At 36.6% G+C, this 19,116-nt stretch carries 15 protein-coding genes; 7 read left to right on the top strand and 8 right to left on the bottom strand.

Annotation, left to right across the window (positions count from 1 at the left end):
• The 4 genes from AN34_RS04620 to AN34_RS04635 all read right to left on the bottom strand — a co-directional run bounded on the left by AN34_RS04620 (nt 1) and on the right by AN34_RS04635 (nt 4,180).
• A complete protein-coding gene (locus tag AN34_RS04620; protein ID WP_029282776.1) occupies nt 1-1,053 on the bottom strand; it encodes a type III polyketide synthase in 1,053 nt (350 codons plus the stop codon).
• The gene (locus AN34_RS04625; RefSeq protein WP_029282778.1) at nt 1,050-1,763 is read right to left on the bottom strand and encodes a methyltransferase domain-containing protein; all 714 of its coding nucleotides are present in this window, start codon (nt 1,761-1,763) and stop codon (nt 1,050-1,052) included. Before AN34_RS04625 ends, AN34_RS04620 begins: the two co-directional genes overlap by 4 nt.
• Nucleotides 1,764-2,888 carry an NAD(P)/FAD-dependent oxidoreductase gene (locus AN34_RS04630; RefSeq protein ID WP_029282780.1) on the bottom strand — a complete coding sequence of 375 codons (1,125 nt, stop codon included), beginning with the start codon at nt 2,886-2,888 and terminating at the stop codon, nt 1,764-1,766.
• A 152-nt stretch (nt 2,889-3,040) separates the two neighbouring features.
• Nucleotides 3,041-4,180, bottom strand: coding sequence for a sterol desaturase family protein (locus AN34_RS04635; RefSeq protein WP_029282781.1), 1,140 nt, complete (start codon nt 4,178-4,180; stop codon nt 3,041-3,043).
• Nucleotides 4,181-4,474: 294 nt separating this feature from the next.
• On the opposite strand from AN34_RS04635, the gene lpxK reads away from it, so the two are divergent.
• Genes lpxK through AN34_RS04650 form a run of 3 tightly spaced genes read left to right on the top strand, consistent with a single transcriptional unit; the run spans nt 4,475 to nt 8,325 of the window.
• Nucleotides 4,475-5,539 (top strand): tetraacyldisaccharide 4'-kinase, encoded by a 1,065-nt coding sequence (gene lpxK / locus AN34_RS04640; protein WP_231625483.1) that lies wholly within the window; start codon nt 4,475-4,477, stop codon nt 5,537-5,539.
• A complete protein-coding gene (locus AN34_RS04645; protein ID WP_029282783.1) occupies nt 5,511-6,326 on the top strand; it encodes a purine-nucleoside phosphorylase in 816 nt (271 codons plus the stop codon). The genes lpxK and AN34_RS04645 overlap by 29 nt, the downstream gene beginning before the upstream one ends.
• Nucleotides 6,313-8,325 carry a putative porin gene (locus AN34_RS04650; protein WP_231625484.1) on the top strand — a complete coding sequence of 671 codons (2,013 nt, stop codon included), beginning with the start codon at nt 6,313-6,315 and terminating at the stop codon, nt 8,323-8,325. Before AN34_RS04645 ends, AN34_RS04650 begins: the two co-directional genes overlap by 14 nt.
• Before the next feature lie 331 nt (nt 8,326-8,656).
• On the opposite strand, the gene AN34_RS04655 is transcribed toward AN34_RS04650, so the two are convergent.
• Entirely contained in the window at nt 8,657-9,400 is a 744-nt protein-coding gene (locus AN34_RS04655) for a porin family protein (protein ID WP_029282785.1), read from the bottom strand.
• Nucleotides 9,401-9,662: 262 nt separating this feature from the next.
• A complete protein-coding gene (locus AN34_RS04660; protein WP_029282786.1) occupies nt 9,663-10,844 on the bottom strand; it encodes a hypothetical protein in 1,182 nt (393 codons plus the stop codon).
• A gap of 234 nt (nt 10,845-11,078) precedes the next feature.
• Here AN34_RS04660 and AN34_RS04665 point away from each other — a divergent pair, with 234 nt between their 5' ends.
• A complete protein-coding gene (locus AN34_RS04665) occupies nt 11,079-11,537 on the top strand; it encodes a peptidylprolyl isomerase (RefSeq protein ID WP_029282788.1) in 459 nt (152 codons plus the stop codon).
• A gap of 73 nt (nt 11,538-11,610) precedes the next feature.
• Nucleotides 11,611-12,153: a DUF5606 domain-containing protein gene (locus AN34_RS04670; protein ID WP_029282791.1), complete on the top strand. Its 543-nt coding sequence runs from the start codon at nt 11,611-11,613 to the stop codon at nt 12,151-12,153.
• Between the two features lie 280 nt (nt 12,154-12,433).
• Here AN34_RS04670 and rlmH read toward each other — a convergent pair whose 3' ends face one another.
• On the bottom strand, nt 12,434-12,907 hold the full coding sequence (gene rlmH / locus AN34_RS04675; protein ID WP_029282793.1) for a 23S rRNA (pseudouridine(1915)-N(3))-methyltransferase RlmH: 474 nt from the start codon (nt 12,905-12,907) through the stop codon (nt 12,434-12,436).
• A 43-nt stretch (nt 12,908-12,950) separates the two neighbouring features.
• Here rlmH and AN34_RS04680 point away from each other — a divergent pair, with 43 nt between their 5' ends.
• Nucleotides 12,951-14,765, top strand: coding sequence for a DNA mismatch repair protein MutS (locus tag AN34_RS04680; RefSeq protein WP_029282795.1), 1,815 nt, complete (start codon nt 12,951-12,953; stop codon nt 14,763-14,765).
• A gap of 148 nt (nt 14,766-14,913) precedes the next feature.
• Nucleotides 14,914-16,251, top strand: coding sequence for a GH1 family beta-glucosidase (locus tag AN34_RS04685; RefSeq protein ID WP_029282797.1), 1,338 nt, complete (start codon nt 14,914-14,916; stop codon nt 16,249-16,251).
• A gap of 435 nt (nt 16,252-16,686) precedes the next feature.
• Here the strand turns inward: AN34_RS04685 and AN34_RS04690 are convergent, their stop codons facing one another.
• Nucleotides 16,687-18,966 (bottom strand): aconitate hydratase, encoded by a 2,280-nt coding sequence (locus AN34_RS04690; protein ID WP_029282799.1) that lies wholly within the window; start codon nt 18,964-18,966, stop codon nt 16,687-16,689.
• Between the last annotated feature and the right edge of the window lie 150 nt (nt 18,967-19,116).

Consider the following 19,116-nt stretch of genomic DNA (forward strand, 5'->3'; position numbering starts at 1 on the left):
TTACCATTGGATTAAAATTCGTTGTGCAGAAAAACCCGGACCAAAACTTAGCATTAAACCCTTTTCACCTTTAGCGGGTTTTGAATCCAGAAAACGTTCCAAAACGTATAAAACGGTGGCACTGCTCATGTTCCCGTAAAGGCGTAAAACTTCTTTGGTATCGTTAATATTTTTGCCTAGTGCACCAAATAAACTCTCTACCATTTGTACAATTTTTTTCCCTCCGGGATGAAAGATCAAATAATTAATGTCTTCAATCTTCAGGTTTTGCTTTGCCAAAAAAGGATGGATAATATCAGGAAAGTGTTTTTCAATCGTTTGTGGTACTTCAATATCCAAAACCATTTTTAGACCTGTGTTGGTGAGATCAAAGCCCATCATATGTTCCGCATCGTAAAAGTGGTACATTTCTTCGGCAAGAATTTCAGGGCCTTCATCTTCTTCGTGAGAAGATAATAGCACACAAGCTGCACCATCGCCGAAAATAGCAGCACTTACAATGTTGGTCATAGAGAAATCGTTTAGCTGAAATGTCGCAGTGGGTGATTCTACTGCTACAACTGCCGCTCTTTTTCCGGGGTTTGCTTTTAAAAAGTTTTTGGCGTAAATCATTCCTGAAACACCTGCGGCACAACCCATTTCTGTTACCGGAAGGCGAACGATATCCTGGCGAAGTTTTAATTGATTGATTAAATAGGCATCAAGAGAAGGAATCATGATTCCTGTACAGCTTACTGTGATAATAAAGTCAAGCTCTTCAGGTTTCCAGTTGGCTTTTTCCAAGGCATCAGTCAAACACTTAGCACCCAGTTTTATTCCTTCCCGGATATAAATTTTGTTTCTTTCTTCAAATGACGCATCGCTGAAAACCTCTTCGGGCGACATAAATGAATAGCGTTTATCAACCGCCGCATTTTCAAAAATCTTTTTTACCTTCCGGATAAACCGTTCATCCTGTCCGCTTAACCAGGCATCCAGGAATGGTACAATTTCTTCAGTGGCACGGTTAAAAGGAGGTAAGGCTTTACTAACGGCTTTAATTTTTACGCTCATATTGATTTGATAATCCATTGGTAACGGAAAGCCCATCTCCATCGGATACTGAAATTTTTAAATTTTAATTCTGTTGAATATCGCTGCAGATCAGCTTTTTTAAATCCTCTTAAAATGGAAACCAGTCCATCTTTACGTGACATTTCATTAAGTTTAAAAATAAAGCAGATCGCATTGAATAAATAATATGCCAGTTTACTGCGGTGTAAATCATTAATTACTATCCCAAGTTTAGCCTGCTTTTGAAATGAATCTATTAAGGCTAAAATTTCACTATCTTTAAAATGGTGCAGGGTTAATGTACATAAAATGATGTCAAAATCTTTCGCTTTAAAGGCATCACTAAAAATATCAATACACTCATACCTGATGTTTTGATAAGTTGTTGATAAGCCCTCAGCGTGTTTGATGGTGAAAGCATTTGCATCAATCCCGGTTAGCTTAAAGTTTATTTTGTTTTTCTGTCCGTAATCTGCCAATGTTCTCAGCATATCGCCATTTCCACAACCTACATCCAAAATGGATATTTCCTTTTCATGGTGCAGGTGATTGATTAAAGTTTTAACACCATGCAGGGTAACATTGTTTCCGCCAAGCAATTTATTTATACTTGCAATTTTGTCCAGCGCATCTCTCAGGATTTCTCCTTCAAGGGCAAAATCATCCATTATCTCGGGCTCATCACTTCTTACTTTGGTGTTTACTGGCATTTAACTTATGGTTATTGGTTTTCCGTGTGTACGTTTGATAATTTGTGGCAAAAGTGCCGGGAATTTCGTAATGCAGTTGATTAGAAAATCAGAAAGGCCTTCATACCTTAATAACCCCGAAAGGAGCTTACCTGTTTTTAATCTTGAATTAAAATGGGATTTCCATTCAGCACTATAAGCTTGCTCCAGGTTGTTACGGGTGGAAATCTCACCATTAAAAAATTTTAAAATGAGTGTACTTGCGATTTGAGCTGCATGGATCGCCATTCCCATTCCGTTGCCACAGAGTGGATGAATCAATCCGGCGGTATCACCAACCATCAAAATATGGTTCTTAACGCATTCTTTTTGTTCGAAAGAAATCTGACTGATGCTCAGGGGTGCAGCAAAATGCATGGTGCTGTTTTCAAGAATCGCCCTCAGGTGTGGGTTTTGATACAATACCTTTTCCAGATGTTCTTTGATGTTTTTATACTTTTTAAAAGAGGTATAATTAACCAGGTAGCAAATATTGATTAGCTGATGCTCTACTTTTGATACGCCGCAATAACCACCTTTAAAATGGTGTAAGGCAACGAGATCATTTGGGAAATCACCGCTATAATGTGCCTTAATCGCTAGCCAATCAGACTTTTCTTTAATAAAAGGGCGTTTAAGTTTAAGGTCTAAAGCTGATCTTTTACCGTAAGCTCCAATTGCGATGCGGCTTTTATAAGTTTTATCTTTTGTTATTACATGGAAGATATCATCCTTGTAAACTATATCTAATACGGTATTCTGGAAGATGATGGCACCTGATTGCTTTGCCCTTTCCTGCAGGAAATGATCAAAGGTAAAACGACTCAATCCAAAACCTCCTAAAGGTAAATCGGCATGAATCAGCGCACTTTTTGGTGTGCTCATTTCAAATTTAGTGATCTCTATTGGATTTAAAACAGCAGGATTTGCACCCAACGCTGTGAGGTATGGCAAAACCTCGTTTGAGACATACTCGCCGCAAACTTTATGGTGAGGATAGCCATCTTTCTCGATAACAATTACCGATTTTCCAGCCTGCGACAAATGAATGGCGCTAACCAATCCGGCAAGGCCTCCTCCAACAATAATCACATCGGCATCAAGCATATGATGCAATTTAAGGTAATTAAATGAAGAATACCTGAACTTGAGTTTGAATATTTATCTACTGCTTTTACCGAAATGTACTCGTGGTGAACCGGAGGCTAATTGATCACTGTGATTAAAAATGGTCTTCTCCACAAATTTACATGATGAACCTATCTGTCACTCCGCTCTTCCATGTTTAAATCGGTATCGAACGGACTTTTCGTAAACGGATAGATAGATTGGTTGATAAAGCCTTTCGGATAGGAAGCCTCATGAACACCCGTACCAGCTGGCCATTCGTTTTTAGGTAAATAATAAGTGCCGAACATCATATCAATGAACGGAAAGATAGATGCAAAGTTATGCCCATAATATTTGGGGTCTTCGCAGTGGTGCCAGTGGTGATATTGTGGCGTAGTAAAAATATATTTAATCGGGCCGAAATTGATTCTGGTATTGGCATGAATTAACACCGCATGGATGGCGATGAAAATAATATACACATTAAATACGGTTGATGAAAAACCAAAAATATAAAGCGGAATGAAAGTCATTGCTCTGGTGAAAAAGATATCAATAAAATGCGTTCGGCTTCCGGCCAGCCAATCCATATTTTGCGTGGAATGATGGATGGAGTGAAAACGCCAAAGTGCCACACGGGTATGGAAAAAACGATGTGCCCAATATTGAAATAGATCGGTAGTAAAAAAAGCGAGGAACAGGGCCACTATAAAAGGTAAGCCTTGTACCCAGGTGTGCAATTTATCTAATCCCATCCACCCAAAAAATAGCACGGCAGGCTTTTGAGTGATGATCCCAAAAAATTGGATAAACAAATGGCTGATTACAAAATAGGTTAAATCCGTACGCCATTCTTCGTGAAATTTGGTTTGTTCGTTGTTCTTTGGGAAAAATAATTCGAGCGGAACAAAAATAGCGACCATTAAGAGCAAATCCAGAATCATCCAATCTAAACCAAAATGCCAGCTTGATTTTGCTACATCCCTGCCCTCAACACTTAAAGCACCAAAAATAACAGCCAGTGCTGCCAATGCAAAACCCGGCCAGCCCCATTTGAGTTTTTTACTTAAAATTATACTTAAGGCAGCAAAGAAAAAGGAAGCAATTACACCACCCAGCATAAGTATTTCCATGCTATCTTTAGTATAAATTTCGCGGAATTCTGGAGTGGTCAATTTTTCAGGGTAATAAAAACAAAGAATTCCGAGCAATGCTAAAACAGCGAGGAAAATAGAGATATAACCACTGATTTGACCTTGGCCAATCACTAAACGTTTATTCGGAGACATGATCTTGCATTTTGATGATAACAATTATAACAAAAAAATATTTTGTAATTAACGCCAATATCTAAATTGGTTAGTTGGCGTGAAATTAGCGTTTGTTTTATGAGCCTTGATTATTAAAATATCATGCAAGCTGCATGTGTTTACAATAGTCGATTTACCCTGGAAACAGACGTTTACATTAATTGCTGTAATAAAATCAAAAAAACATTTAGCCTTATTTCAGGGTTGGTTTAAAAGGCATCGCCATATCGCGATGCTTTTCTTTTTTAAATAATCAGTAATTTTGAACATACGATGATGCTATTTAATTATTTACGCCTTTTACTACTTCCTTTCTCCTTAATTTATGGAATGGCCATCACACTTCGTAAAAAGCTTTACGATTGGGGATTAATGCCTTCTGTTAAGTTTGAATTGCCAGTAATTTGCGTGGGCAACTTAGCGGTTGGTGGTTCTGGGAAAACGCCAACAACTGAATATCTGGTTAGGTTATTAGCAAATTATAAAATTGCTATTTTAAGCAGAGGATATGGCCGTAAAACGAAGGGATTTAAATTGGCTGATCATGATGCAACTGCCGAAAGCATTGGAGATGAACCTTTACAATATTATCAAAAGTTTGAAGGGGTAACGGTAGCCGTTTGTGAAGATCGGGTTAAAGGCATAGAAAAACTTAAAGAAAACCATGATCTGATTATTTTAGATGATGCATTTCAGCATCGACGTGTAAAGGCAGGTCTTAATATCTTACTTTTTGAGTTTCGTAAACTAGGTACCTTGCAGTTTCTACTGCCAGCCGGGAATTTGCGTGATGTTTTTTCATCGAGAAAAAGAGCTGAAGTTTTGCTGGTTACCAAATCACCTGTTCCGCTTTTGCATGTAGCACAACAAGCATCTGTGAATGAGTTGCAGCCCAATAATACACAAAAAGTGCTGCACAGTTATCTTAAATACGGCAATTTGAAACACCTGTATCTTCCTGAAAACCGTTCACTTGCATCCATTAAAGATTTTGAAGTATACTTGCTAACGGGCATAGCTAATCCTGATCCTTTAATTGAGGAGTTGGAAAAATATACCAAAACGATCAAGCACGAGAAATTTCCAGATCATTATGCCTTTAAAACAGATGATATTAAGAAATTTAAAAGTGCTTTTGAATCGGGTAATGAAAAAGAAAAAATCATCATCACAACAGAAAAGGATAGCAAACGTTTAAATGCTGCGGGATTTAAAGATTTACTGGTAAATTTACCAGTATATTTTTTACCCATTGAGGTTGAATTATTTGAAGAAGATAAGATTACCTTTGATGAACTTATTTTGAACTATGTTAAGAGTAATAGAAGAAACCGTTGAGTACATTAAACGTAAAACCGAGAACTTTCAGCCGGAAATAGGTATTATTTTAGGCACTGGCTTGGGTGGATTGGTAAAGGAAATTGAAATCGAACATCAGTTGATGTATTCTAATATCCCTAATTTTCCAATTTCTACTTTAGAATTTCATAGCGGTAAGTTAATTTTTGGAACGTTAAACGGAAAGAAAATCATAGCCATGCAAGGCCGTTTGCATTATTATGAAGGTTATAGCATGCAGCAAATTACTTTCCCTGTTCGGGTAATGAAGGGTTTGGGGATTAAAAACCTAATTGTATCTAATGCAGCAGGGTCGCTTAATCCGGCATTTAAAAAAGGTGATTTAATGATTATTGAAGATCATATCAACCTTCAACCCGAAAATCCTTTACGTGGTTTAATTGAAAGTTCACTTGGCCCACGTTTTCCGGATATGAGCGAACCTTATAAACGTGCGATCATTGCAAAGGCCTTAAAGATTGCTGAAGAAGTAGATATAAAATGCCATAAAGGTGTTTACGTTGCCGTTTCCGGTCCGAATTTAGAAACCAAGGCCGAATATAAATATTTACGCTTAATTGGGGGCGATGCTGTTGGTATGAGTACCGTGCCTGAAGTAATTGTTGCCAACCACGCAGGCTTACCTGTATTTGCCATTTCAGTTTTAACCGATGAGGGATTTCCGGAAGATTTACAGCCCTTTAACTTAGATGAAATTTTAGAAGCTGCAGCCAAAGCAGAACCAAAAATGACAGAAATTTTAATCCGCTTAGTTGCTGAATTGTAAAATGGGTAAACTGGTTCAAATTTGTTTCTTCATCTTACTGCTTACGGGTATTAATAGGGCTTTTGCTCAGGATTTAAAAACCAGTATTAATAATAAAACGGAAGCAGATTCCATCAGGAAAAAACTTGATGGGAAAGATTCTATTGTCTATACTGCAAAATTTATCCGTTATACCAAACTTGGTTTAAGTAAGGATAGTATTGTATTGCTGCCTCTTGATACTTCTACCACTAATATTCAGAATTATAGTCCGCTTTTACAGCCTCAGCATCCCACCATAAATAACGGGAATATGGGGCTTTCTGCCAGGCAGTTACTTTATGAGCCAAGCAAAAGAATTGGTTTCGATGTAGGCTTTCATTCATTGGATTATTATGCCCTTACACCGGATGATATCGTTTATTATCAGGCCAGGACACCATTTACCAGCTTATATTTAATCAGTGCCGGACAGAAAGAGCAGCTTTTTAAAATGATTCATAGTCAGAATATCAAAAAGAACTGGAATGTGGGCGTTAATTTTAACCGTGGAGATTCGCGTGGTTTTTACCGTAGGCAGCGTGGAGATAATTTAAATGTTGCTGTATTTTCATGGTATCAATCGCCTAGTAAGCGTTATAATATGTGGGCATCGGTTATTTTTAATACCATGCGGGCTTATGAGAATGGCTCAAACACCGACCCGGCAATATTTGAACCGGGCTATCAAAAGATTGAAAGAACCGCTGAGGCTGTTAATTTAAGTACAGCCAGGAACCTGTATCGTAAAAATACTTTGTTTTTAAAGCAAACTTATTACGTTGGCCGCATTGATACTTCAGCTAATGCTAATAATTCTGTTTTACCTACAAATAAGGTAACTTATACAGTAGAGTATAACAGCGATAATTATAGCTTCTATAAAAATGAACTTGATGTTAATAATGTGATGCCGGTAGGACTGGCAGACGCCACCTTCACCAACGATTCAACGAAGGTGAAGCACCTTAAAAATGAATTTATATATAGTTTCTTTTTGCGCCCAAAAAATTCGACAGTAATTAAGAATGAATTAAAGGTTGATGCGGGCATCCGTCATGATTATTATCAGCATAGGTTTTTAGGTTTTAAGCCTGATGGCCTTACTTATGAGGAAAGTAAATTTACTTATCAAAACATTACGGTTTTAGGTTCTGCTGGGTATCGTTTTTCAAATAATATTGATTTTAACCTTGATCTGCAACAAATTATTCAAGGTGAAAATGCCGGGGATTACTTGTATGAAGCCAAAAGTAAAATTCTATTAAGTAAATCAGTAGGTAGGATCGAACTAGGTGCATATGTACAGAATCAATCTCCTGCACAACTGTTTAATTATTATCATGGTAACCATTACAGATGGGACAATACAGATTTTAAGAATACAAAAATTGCCAACCTATCATTTAACTTTATAAACGATAAATATGAATTTACTGCCGGTGCAAAGTATTTTTTAACCAGTAATTATTTATATTTTGGTTTGGATAATAGCGATGGAACCAATGCCATTATACCCAGGCAGGTTGATGGAGACATCAGCCTGATTAGGTTTGATGTTTCGAAAAAGTGGCGTTTTGGAAGATTTGTGCTGGAAAACTATTTAGCTTACCAGAAAACAGATCAGAATGATATTTTAAGAACGCCAGAATTTTATACCTATAATAGTTTTTACCTGAATAACACCTTTTTTAAGGTGCTTAAGGCTAATATCGGTTTTGATGTAAGGTATAATTCTGAGTATGCAAATTATTCATATTCACCAGCAACAGCACAATTTTATATTGGCAGTAACACGGTCTATCAATCGACGCCTATTGTTGATGTTTTTGTAAAGGCAAATTTAAAAAGGGCTAATCTGTTTATTAAATATGATTTCGTTAATCAGGGATTATTTGTTCCGGGTTATTATACGGTTAACCGTTACCCAATGCAAGATGCTTTATTAAAGTTTGGGGTAAGCTGGAATTTTTACGATTAATTTTTTGATTCAGAGATTAACGAAGAATATTAATGTAAAGTCAAGTAAGTTTGTATAAACCATATGCTAAGACATAAGGAATTGAACTTTAGTGCTAATCAGATAGAGATTCTTCATGCTTCAGAATGACAGCCAAGCGGTAAAAATATCAGAACGCTTCTTAAGCTTTGATCAATTAACAACGATCGTGAAAGAATTTTTCAAAGTCTTAATTGTCTATTCGGTTTCTTAACTTGATTCTATAACTTAATGAAGCTTTAGTCCATTGAACAATAACAAAAAAAGCCGTTCTGAAATGAATCAGAACGGCTTTTAGATTTTTTATGATTTCTTAGAAAGAATAACCAACTGAGAAACCTAATACACGGTTAGTCAATTTATTATCGTTATTCGTTCTTGAATCTTTAGGTATAAGGTTCGATAAGCCTAAACCATAGTTAGCACCAACTGAGATACCTGAATTTAAACGGTAAGCTAAACCGAAGTTCGCACCAAATTCTGTACTGCTATAATTTTTGTCAGTAGCACTACCAAAAGATAAATCGTTTTCACCCGAACTAGTGATTGTTGAGCTAGAGTTGTTTGTGTTATTAACTGCTGTAGCAGTAGATTCTAATTTGTTTTTTCCAGAAACATTGAAACCAATGTAAGGACCTGCACTGATTTGAATTGCTCCAGCATCGCCAGTTGGGATTCTGAACACGGCATTAACCGGAACCTCAATAGTCATTAAACTAGTTTTGTTACTTGATACAGTAGTTGTAGTGATGTTGTTCGCCGTTAGCGAGGTAGTTGACTCAAACTTAGCGCCCTTGTTTTGTAATGAAATTCCAGGTTGGATAAAAAAGTTATTACCCACACCAAAATCTGCAAAAGCTGTAACATTAAAACCGACATTGTCTTTTACATTATCGTTATAAGCTTCGTTGCTGTTATCGCCACTTGAATGAAATCTAGCCAAGTTAACACCTGCTTTAATTCCGAATCTTGCATCTGATCCGCTCATTGTTGTTGTTTGCGCAAAAGCACCTGTTGCCAATAATACCACTGATGCACTTAATAGTAACTTTTTCATAATATCTTTTTTAGATAATTTTTCTTGTTTAAATAATGAAGGCCAAAACCTTTTGTTAATTAAACCCTCCTTTCCAAAAGCTGTGCCAATTGTTTAACGGTATAAATGTTTTAAAGCTAAATCATTGTTCGCCAGTGCTTTTTTACAATGATTTAAGATTGAAGTGTAAATTCATAGTACATTACATACACCTTTGTGAAGTGTATACAAATCAGGAATATGATTAAATTGAAGATATTAGTCTCTCTTTTTTGATGCCTGCTTATGTTTTCTGTGGCTTTTTCTTTGCAGCCGGGAAAAGAACATTGTTTAAGATCAGGCGATATCCGGCAGAGTTAGGGTGTAAATTTAAATCTGTAGGCGGGTCGCCAACCGCATGCTGATAATCTTCCGGGTCATGCCCGCCATAAAAAGTAAACTGCCCTTTGCCAATCTCTCCATGAAGGTATCTTACTTCTGCGGCACCTTTATTTTCACCTAACACGGTTACACTAGGTTTCACCAAACTCCTTTTAAATGCGGTTGTTTGTCCCATAAAACCTTTAATTACCTTATCATGATTTTGCGTGAGCATGGTTGGAACCAAATCCCACTTTGCTGAGAAATCAAATAAGGTGAAATAATCATTACCTTGATTTAGTGTTCTAAACTGGGTAACATCAATATCAGAAAATTCGTAGTTCATTGGGTTATTATCCAATTTAAAGTTTTGAAAAGCGAGCGTTTTATTAAAATCTAGTTTAGATTGGGCATTTGGGTCAGCGCCATCGCCATCAAACATTTGTGCGCAAATATCTACACCTTCTGCAGCTAAAGCAATATCAAAACTATCTGTTCCGGAACACATGGCAAACATAAAACCACCACCGGCGCAATACTCTTTAATATGTTTGGCAACCGCGAGCTTCATTTCAGAAACCTTTTTAAAGCCCAATCGTTTAGCGAGGGCTTCCTGATTTTTAACATCATCCTGATACCATTTAGCATACCTGAAATTAGACCAGAACCGACCATATTGCCCGGTGAAATCTTCATGGTGCAGGTGCAGCCAATCATATTTACTTAATTTATCCTGGATAATGTCGTCATCATAAATAACATCATAAGGAATTTCGGCATAAGTTAATACCAAGGTCACCGCATCATCCCAGGGCAATTTACTTTTAGGTGAATACACTGCAATTTTAGGTGTCTTCTCTAATTTAACCATTTCCATATTAACGGATGGATCGCTAATTTCATTTAAAAGGTTAATTACCTTGCTGTCGGCCATTACCTCATATGAAACGCCTCGGATTTTTAATTCATCTTCAACATTTTTATTGTATTTAATCAGGAAGCTTCCTCCTCGATAATTTAAAAGCCAATCTACTTCTACTTGTTTGCTAATTGTCCAATAGGCTATGCCATAAGCTTTCAAATGGTTTTTCTGGTCTTCATCCATGTAAATTAACAGGGAAGATGCCCGAACGCCAAGGGTGCAAAGCAGACAAAATAACAGGATATAATATTTCTTTTTCAAAATGATGTTGCTTAAAATACTAAAATACCTCATTTAAATTGGTTAGAAAAATTTAATGGTATCAGATGTAATACAATTTTGTTATTTTTGCCTTTTACCTGAAAAAATTGAACGGTTTTTTTAGGCGTTAAATTATAAATTAGTACCAAAATTGATATGAGTAAAGCAATAATAAAAACCGAAAAAGGAAATATGACTGTTGAGTTCTTTGAAAAAGATGCTCCTAAAGCAGTTGCAAACTTTAAAAAATTAGCCAACGAAGGCTTTTATGATGGGGTAACTTTCCATCGTGTAATTCCTGATTTTATGGTTCAAACTGGCTGTCCAAATTCTAAGGATGGTGCTACTGGTATGCCAGGAACTGGTGGTCCGGGTTACAAGATTGATTGCGAGCTTGATGGCGAAAATCAATATCATGATCGTGGTGTGTTATCAATGGCTCATGCAGGTCGTAACACTGGTGGTTCTCAGTTTTTTATCTGCCATAGCAGAGCAAATACTGCACATTTAGACCGTAACCATACTGTTTTTGGTAAAGCAATTGAAAATGTTGACCTTGTAGATGATATCCGCCAGGGAGATAAAATTTTAGGTATTGAAATAGTTGAAGATTAAATTGCGTTGAGCGTTTGGCGATAAGCGTTTCATTTCGCAATTCACCAGCCGCTAACCGCTTAACAAATATATTATGAATTTAAGAGGAATTGTTGCCGTATCTGGCAGACCAGGTTTATTTAAACTGGTTGGACAAAATAAAGTGGGCTATATTTTAGAGGGTTTAGATGCTCAAAAAACTAAAGTAGTAGCCAATATTACCAATACAAAATTAGCTTCATTAGAAGATATTACAGTATATGGTGAAGATGAAGAAATCAAGTTATCTGATATTTTCGCTAAAATTTCTGAAAAAGGAACTACACCAGATTTAAAAGGTGATTTACGTTCATATTTTTTAGAAGTTGCTCCTGGTCATGATCAGGAAAAAGTTTATGCTTCGGATATGAAAAAAATCATCACCTGGTATAACTTATTGAAAGATTTGCCATTATTCACAGAAGATACTCCTGAAACACCAGGTTCTCCGGCTGAGGTTAGTTTGGCAGAGGAAAAAGTTGCCGCAGATAAAAAACAAAAAGCTTCGAGTTCAAAAGGTTCAGCAAGTGCTAAAGCCACTACAAAAACTTCTGCACCAGCTAAAAAAGCAAGTATGACAAGTAAAAAAGGCGTTTAGCTCTTTTATTTGAATTCAATTAAAACACCAGGCTTACCGTCTGGTGTTTTTTTATGACTTCGGTTTAGAAGAAGTAATATAAAATAGCTACAATAATAAAGGATACAATAATGCTAATCCAAAGCATCCTGTTATTTCCACTTTGATTACTTCTAAACCTGTATTGTCTTTTATATTTATCTAACATATTGGTTTTTTATTTAATGATGATATGGAGGGGGCAATTCCACACAGCTTATATATACTTTGTAATTTAAAAATCTGTCCGTTTTTGTGATGCTTAGGCATGGTGATATGGTTCACCTTTTAAGATACTGAATCCACGGTATAACTGTTCTACAAAAAACAAACGAATCATTTGATGTGAAAAGGTCATGTCTGATAATGAAATCAGGCCATTTGCTCTTTTGTAAATGCCATCATCAAATCCATATGGACCGCCAATGATAAAGATTAAATGTTGAACACTTCCAATCATCTGTTTATTCAAATAATCAGAAAAGGCTATAGAAGAATATTTTTTTCCTTTTTCATCTAATAAAATAACAACATCACCATTATTGATTTGTTTGTGTAATAATTCTGCTTCCTTGTTTTTTTGTTGCGCTTCACTCAGGTTTTTTACATTCTTTACATCAGGAATAGCTAAAAAGCTGAAATTAATGTAATGCTTCAAACGGTTAATGTATTTATCAATTCCTTCAATTAAATACTTGTCTTCAGTTTTGCCAATGGCTATTAAAGTAATCTTCATTTAATATTTTGCTATCTTTAGAATTTTCAGCGATTCAAAGATAATGTTAAAAACACAAGCACAAATAATATCTGGTTATAACCAAAAAATTACTGAAGTAACAAACCGGATTGATCATACAAAAAAACGAATAGATAAATTCTCTTTGGTTAGGATAGGGCTTTTTTTAATAGAAATTCTGTTTTTCGTTTTGCTTTTAAATTCTGCTGACGATAGCTGGCGAACACTGCTTCAAGTGCTAATGTTATTGCCCGTTCTGGTCTTCGCTTATATCGTTAAAAAGCAAAGTAAGCTGGATCGTGAGATTGAGTATCGAAAAGAACTGTTATGGGTTTATCAAAATGAATGGAACATTTTAAATGGTGAGGCAAATGGTTATGATGATGGCAAATTGTATGAATCAGAATCGCATCCTTATTCTTCTGATTTGGATATTTTTGGAAATGCATCGCTTTATGGCTTTTTAAACAGGTGTTATACTAAAAATGGCCAGGAATTGCTGGCTAAAAGTTTAGCAGAGAAATCATTTAGGAGCAGGATTATAGAAAGGCAGGAAGCCGTAAAAGAAATGGAAACTAAAATTGAAGATACCTTTGACTTTAGGGCTAATCTACATGGGCACGATGTTGAAAAAATTGAACAGATTAAAATTCAGCTCAAATTTCAGCTTGGTGAACAGTTGAGTTTTATTCGTAAGAAGATCTTGAAATACTATGTTGCCATTACGCCCTATATTTCTGCATTCATATTTCTAGCTGCAATATTTATAAGTGGTACCTTTTGGAATATACTAACCCTATATATGATTGTTAACATTGGCGTTACAGTATTGCAAAACTCAAAAATAGATAAGGTGTTTTATAGCTTCGGTGGAAGTTCAAATTTATTGAATGGTTATGCAGATGCGATTTTATGGACGGAAAATCACCAATGGACAAGCGCCTATATCGTTGCATTGTTTCACTCAAAAGTGCCGGTTAGTCAAGAGATAAAAGGTTTATCTAAAATTATACAGCGTTTTGATACCAGATTAAATGTTGTAGTGGGTACAGTGCTTAATGCGCTGTCTTTATGGGATCTTAAATGTTGCATTCAATTGAATCAATGGTATCAATCTTCATCAAGTGATGTAATTTCAGCACTTAATCACTTAGGTGATTTTGAAGAATTAATTTCCCTGGCTACTTTAGCACATAATGAACCAGAATGGGTTTTTCCAGAAATTACAGATGTATTTGCTTTAACTACCACAGCAGTTGGTCATCCTTTAATTTTACCAAAGATAAGAATAAGCAATTCCTTCTCTTTAGAAGCGAAGCCTACCGTAGATATTGTAACGGGTTCTAATATGGCAGGAAAAAGTACATTCCTCCGTACGCTAGGCATTAACATGGTACTGGCTTATGCCGGAGCACCAGTATGTGCACAATCAATGAGCCTTTCCGTTTTTTCGATCAATACCTACATGCGAATTAAAGATTCGCTGAATGAGAGTACTTCTACATTTAAAGCGGAACTTAACCGTTTAAAAATGATTTTAGATCATGTTGTAAGTGATAAAGATACTTTTGTATTAATTGATGAAATGTTGCGGGGAACCAATAGCCGGGATAAATACTTGGGATCAAAGGTTTTTGTAGAAAAACTGATTGCAGAAGGCACGCCGGCACTCTTTGCTACACATGACTTGCAATTGGCTGATCTTAAGAATGATCACGAACAAACTCTTCGAAATTTTCATTTTGATATCCAAATTGCTGATGGAGAAATGAAATTTGATTATAAATTGAAACAAGGTCCTTGCACTACATTTAATGCTGCAATTTTGCTGAAAGAAATTGGTTTAATTTTAGAATAACTTACTTCTTATGGTCAGATCTTTAGACATAGAATCGCAGAAATAATATTTTTATCAGTTTAAACCGGATAAAAAATCTTTATGCTATCTCAATTGTTAATGATTTCTTAATAATAAACTCGCAACTTACGCTCAATCAATTGATAAGATGATTAAAGCAAGTGATTTTGGTAATGATTTTTCCTGGGGTGTGGCTACAGCAGCAACGCAGATAGAGGGTGCCGCACAGCTGTATGGCAAAGGCCCTTCCATCTGGGACACCTTTTCTGCCAGAAGTGGAAAGATAAAAAAGGGGCATAAATTAGATATCGCCTGCGATTTCTATCACCAATACCGTGAAGATATCCAATTGGTTAAGCTTTTAGGGTTTAAGATTTTTCGGTTTTCTATAGCCTGGACAAGAATTTTACCTGAGGGGAGAGGCGAAGTTAATCAGCAAGGGATTAGCTTTTATCATCATTTGATCGACGAATGCCTTACCCAGGGCATTACACCATGCATTACGCTATATCATTGGGATTTACCTCAGGCACTGGAAAATGAAGGTGGCTGGACAAGTTTCGGCATTAACGCCGCATTTAATGCTTTCGTGAGCATCTGTGCTGCTGAATATGGAGATAAGGTTAAAAACTGGCTGATATTAAATGAACCATTCGGATTCACATCATTGGGTTATATGCTGGGTATTCATGCTCCTGGCAAAACTGGGTTAAGCAACTTTTTTCCTGCTGTCTTACACACCGCCATTGCACAGGCTGAAGGCGGGAAGATTCTTCGTGCTGAAATTCAAGGTGCCAATATAGGTACCACTTACTCTTGTTCTGAGATTATTCCTTATACCCAGAGTGATAATGATCTCCTGGCTGCGAAGCGGGTAGATTGTTTAATGAACAGGTTATTTGTTGAACCTGCACAGGGTTTAGGTTTCCCAACAGAAAACTGGGATGTGCTGGAGAAATTTCAAATTGAATATGGTACCTGGCGATTGAATGAACGGATGAAGTTTGATTTCGACTTTATTGGCTTGCAGAATTATTTCCCTTTAACCATAAAATACAATGCTTTTATTCCTGTTATTCAGGCTTGGGAAGTTAAAGCAAAGAGCCGGAAAAAACCGCATACCGCAATGGGATGGGAAATTAATGCAGATAGTTTTTATAGGATTATTGAACAGTTTGCAGCCTATCCAAATATTAAAAATTTAGTAATTAGTGAAAATGGCGCCGCTTACCATGATAAGATTATAGATGGGAATATTATAGACGCTGAACGGATTGAATATTTTGAACTGTATCTAAGCGCTTTGTTAAAGGCAAAGAAGGAAGGGATCAATATAACCGGTTATATGGTATGGACTTTAATGGATAACTTTGAATGGGCGGAAGGATTTAATGCCCGATTCGGTTTGGTTCATACCGATTTTAAAACATTAACCAGAACAATTAAATATTCAGGTTACTGGTGGCAGGAGTTTTTAAGGAATTAGTTTTTATTTCCCGCTGATTTGGAGAAGATAAGCGCAGATTGAAGATTATAGCATCGTGTATAGCTGTACATTATTTTCCCGCGGATTTTTGGAGATAAGAGGCCCAGATTTAAAGGGATCGATAGGTTTATTAAGAAATTCTTTACAGCTCATTGCTATCCATCATACCCTTACTCAATTCATTTTATGTTTAGGCATTGATCTGTTTTGATCAGCGATTTTTATCATTTTAGATCTGTGGGAGAACTTTAAAAATAGAGACTAGAAATAGGTTGTTCATTATCTTCCCGCTGATTTGGGAGATGATAATCGAAGCTAGAAAGATTGAATATCGACTTTAGAGCCTTGACCAAAATAAAAATCCCGTTCTGATTTTACTCAAAACGGGATTTCTTTATATAACTCCAGACTTTCGACTGAAGACTTTACACTTAATTAAAGCGCCGCTTTTGCAGCTGCTTCAGCTCTGATAATGTTCAATGCTCCACCGGCCTTAAACCAATCGATTTGCTGAGCATTATAACTGTGGTTAACCGGGAATGATTCTTCAGTACCATCAGCATGGTGTAAAACCAATGTTAATGGTTTATCTGGAGCAAATTCGGTTAAGCCTAAGATATCAATTTTATCATCCTCAAGGATTTTATCATAATCATCTTTATCCGCAAAAGTTAAGCCCAACATACCTTGTTTCTTAAGGTTAGTTTCGTGAATACGGGCAAAAGATTTTACCAATACCGCACGAACACCTAAATGACGAGGCTCCATAGCTGCGTGTTCACGAGATGAACCTTCACCGTAATTTTCATCACCAACTACAATTGAACCAATGCCAGCAGCTTTATAATCACGTTGTGTAGCCGGAACAGGACCATATTCACCCGTTAATTCGTTTTTAACATTATCTGTTTTATCATTGAAGTAGTTTACTGCTCCAATTAACATATTGTTAGAAATATTATCTAAGTGACCACGGAACTTTAACCATGGACCAGCCATTGAAATATGATCCGTTGTACATTTTCCTTTAGCCTTAATTAAAAGATTTAAACCTTTTAAGTCAGTGCCTTCCCAAGGTGTAAAAGGATCTAGTAATTGTAAACGATGCGAAGATGGAGAAACTAAAACTTCTACTGAAGAACCATCTGCAGCTGGTGCCTGATAACCTGCATCTTCAACCGCAAAACCTCTTGTAGGTAATTCATCGCCTGTAGGTGGATCTAATTTGATTTGCTCACCTTTATCGTTTGTTAAGGTATCAGTTAAAGGATTGAAACCTAAATCTCCGGCAATTGCAATAGCAGCAACCATTTCTGGTGAAGCTACGAAAGCGAAAGTATTCGGGTTACCATCAGCACGTTTAGCAAAATTTCTGTTAAACGAGTGTACGATTGTATTTTTCTCTGCTTTTTCTGCACCTGTTCTATCCCACATCCCAATACATGGTCCGCAGGCATTAGTGAAGATCGTTGCATTTAAATCCTCGAAAGTTTTTAAATAACCATCACGGTCAGCAGTATAACGTACCTGTTCAGATCCTGGGTTGATACCAAATTCTGCTTTAGTTACCAAACCTTTAGAAATGGCCTGATTAGCAATTGATGCTGCTCTTGATAAATCTTCATACGAAGAGTTAGTACAAGAACCAATTAAACCCCATTCTACTTTTAATGGCCAGCCATTTTTCTCTGCCTCCACTTTCATTTGAGAAACAGGAGTAGCTAAATCTGGTGTAAATGGACCGTTTAAATATGGCTCTAATTCATCAAGATTGATTTCAATTACCTGATCGAAATAGTTTTCAGGATCAGCATACACTTCGCTGTCACCCGTTAAATATGCTGCAATTTTGTTCGCCTCATCAGCCACTTCATTTCTATCTGTAGCACGTAAATAACGTTCCATGCTTTCATCATAACCGAATGTAGATGTAGTTGCACCGATTTCAGCACCCATATTACAAATGGTACCTTTACCTGTACAGCTTAGGTTAATTGCACCATCGCCAAAGTATTCTACAATTGCTCCAGTACCACCTTTTACAGTTAAAATACCAGCCACTTTCAAAATAACGTCTTTAGCGGCAGTCCATCCGTTTAATTTACCTGTTAGTTTAACACCGATTAACTTTGGAAATTTCAGCTCCCAAGGTAAGCCAGCCATTACATCACAAGCATCAGCACCACCAACACCAATAGCTACCATACCCAAACCACCAGCATTTACGGTGTGTGAGTCGGTTCCAATCATCATTCCACCTGGAAATGCATAATTTTCTAAAACCACCTGGTGAATAATACCTGCTCCTGGTTTCCAGAAACCGATACCATATTTATTTGATACAGATGATAAGAAATCAAAAACTTCAGCGCTTTCAGTTCTAGCATGAGGTAAATCAATTGAAGCACCTTCTTTTGCGGTAATTAAGTGATCACAGTGAACAGTTGAAGGAACAGCCACTTGTGGGCGACCAGCTTGCATAAATTGCAAAAGCGCCATTTGGGCGGTAGCATCTTGCATCGCAACGCGGTCTGGTGCGAAATCTACGTAATCTGTTCCGCGTGAAAATGCTTTTTTAGGATCGCCATCCCAAAGGTGAGCATACAATATTTTTTCTGATAATGTTAAAGGTCTGCCAACTATTTTACGAGCTGCATCAATGCGGCCAGGGAAGTTTGCATACACCTTTTTAATCATGTCTATATCAAAAGCCATCGATTTTTATTGGTTAAAAGGTAATACTTCTATTCTAATAGCTGCGAATTTACAAAAAAAAAGCACCTGTTCCGGTCATCCTTAGATCATTGTATTATTTGGAAATGTTCTAAATAATAGCGCTATTAATATTTAAACGATTGTTTTTTG

Origin of the sequence: Pedobacter sp. R20-19, from assembly GCF_000708265.2 — a bacterium.
GTDB lineage: Bacteria > Bacteroidota > Bacteroidia > Sphingobacteriales > Sphingobacteriaceae > Pedobacter.

Excerpts from the sequence above, each read along its gene's own strand:
- AN34_RS04620 (WP_029282776.1), bottom strand. The coding sequence starts at position 1,053 with ATGAGCGTAAAAATTAAAGCCGTTAGTAAAGCCTTACCTCCTTTTAAC.
- AN34_RS04690 (WP_029282799.1), bottom strand. The coding sequence starts at position 18,966 with ATGGCTTTTGATATAGACATGATTAAAAAGGTGTATGCAAACTTCCCT.
- AN34_RS04670 (WP_029282791.1), top strand. The coding sequence starts at position 11,611 with ATGAATTTAAGAGGAATTGTTGCCGTATCTGGCAGACCAGGTTTATTT.
- AN34_RS04635 (WP_029282781.1), bottom strand. The coding sequence starts at position 4,180 with ATGTCTCCGAATAAACGTTTAGTGATTGGCCAAGGTCAAATCAGTGGT.
- AN34_RS04665 (WP_029282788.1), top strand. The coding sequence starts at position 11,079 with ATGAGTAAAGCAATAATAAAAACCGAAAAAGGAAATATGACTGTTGAG.
- AN34_RS04655 (WP_029282785.1), bottom strand. The coding sequence starts at position 9,400 with ATGAAAAAGTTACTATTAAGTGCATCAGTGGTATTATTGGCAACAGGT.
- AN34_RS04685 (WP_029282797.1), top strand. The coding sequence starts at position 14,914 with ATGATTAAAGCAAGTGATTTTGGTAATGATTTTTCCTGGGGTGTGGCT.
- AN34_RS04630 (WP_029282780.1), bottom strand. The coding sequence starts at position 2,888 with ATGCTTGATGCCGATGTGATTATTGTTGGAGGAGGCCTTGCCGGATTG.
- AN34_RS04680 (WP_029282795.1), top strand. The coding sequence starts at position 12,951 with ATGTTAAAAACACAAGCACAAATAATATCTGGTTATAACCAAAAAATT.
- AN34_RS04645 (WP_029282783.1), top strand. The coding sequence starts at position 5,511 with ATGTTAAGAGTAATAGAAGAAACCGTTGAGTACATTAAACGTAAAACC.
- AN34_RS04625 (WP_029282778.1), bottom strand. The coding sequence starts at position 1,763 with ATGCCAGTAAACACCAAAGTAAGAAGTGATGAGCCCGAGATAATGGAT.
- AN34_RS04660 (WP_029282786.1), bottom strand. The coding sequence starts at position 10,844 with ATGGATGAAGACCAGAAAAACCATTTGAAAGCTTATGGCATAGCCTAT.
- lpxK (WP_231625483.1), top strand. The coding sequence starts at position 4,475 with ATGATGCTATTTAATTATTTACGCCTTTTACTACTTCCTTTCTCCTTA.
- rlmH (WP_029282793.1), bottom strand. The coding sequence starts at position 12,907 with ATGAAGATTACTTTAATAGCCATTGGCAAAACTGAAGACAAGTATTTA.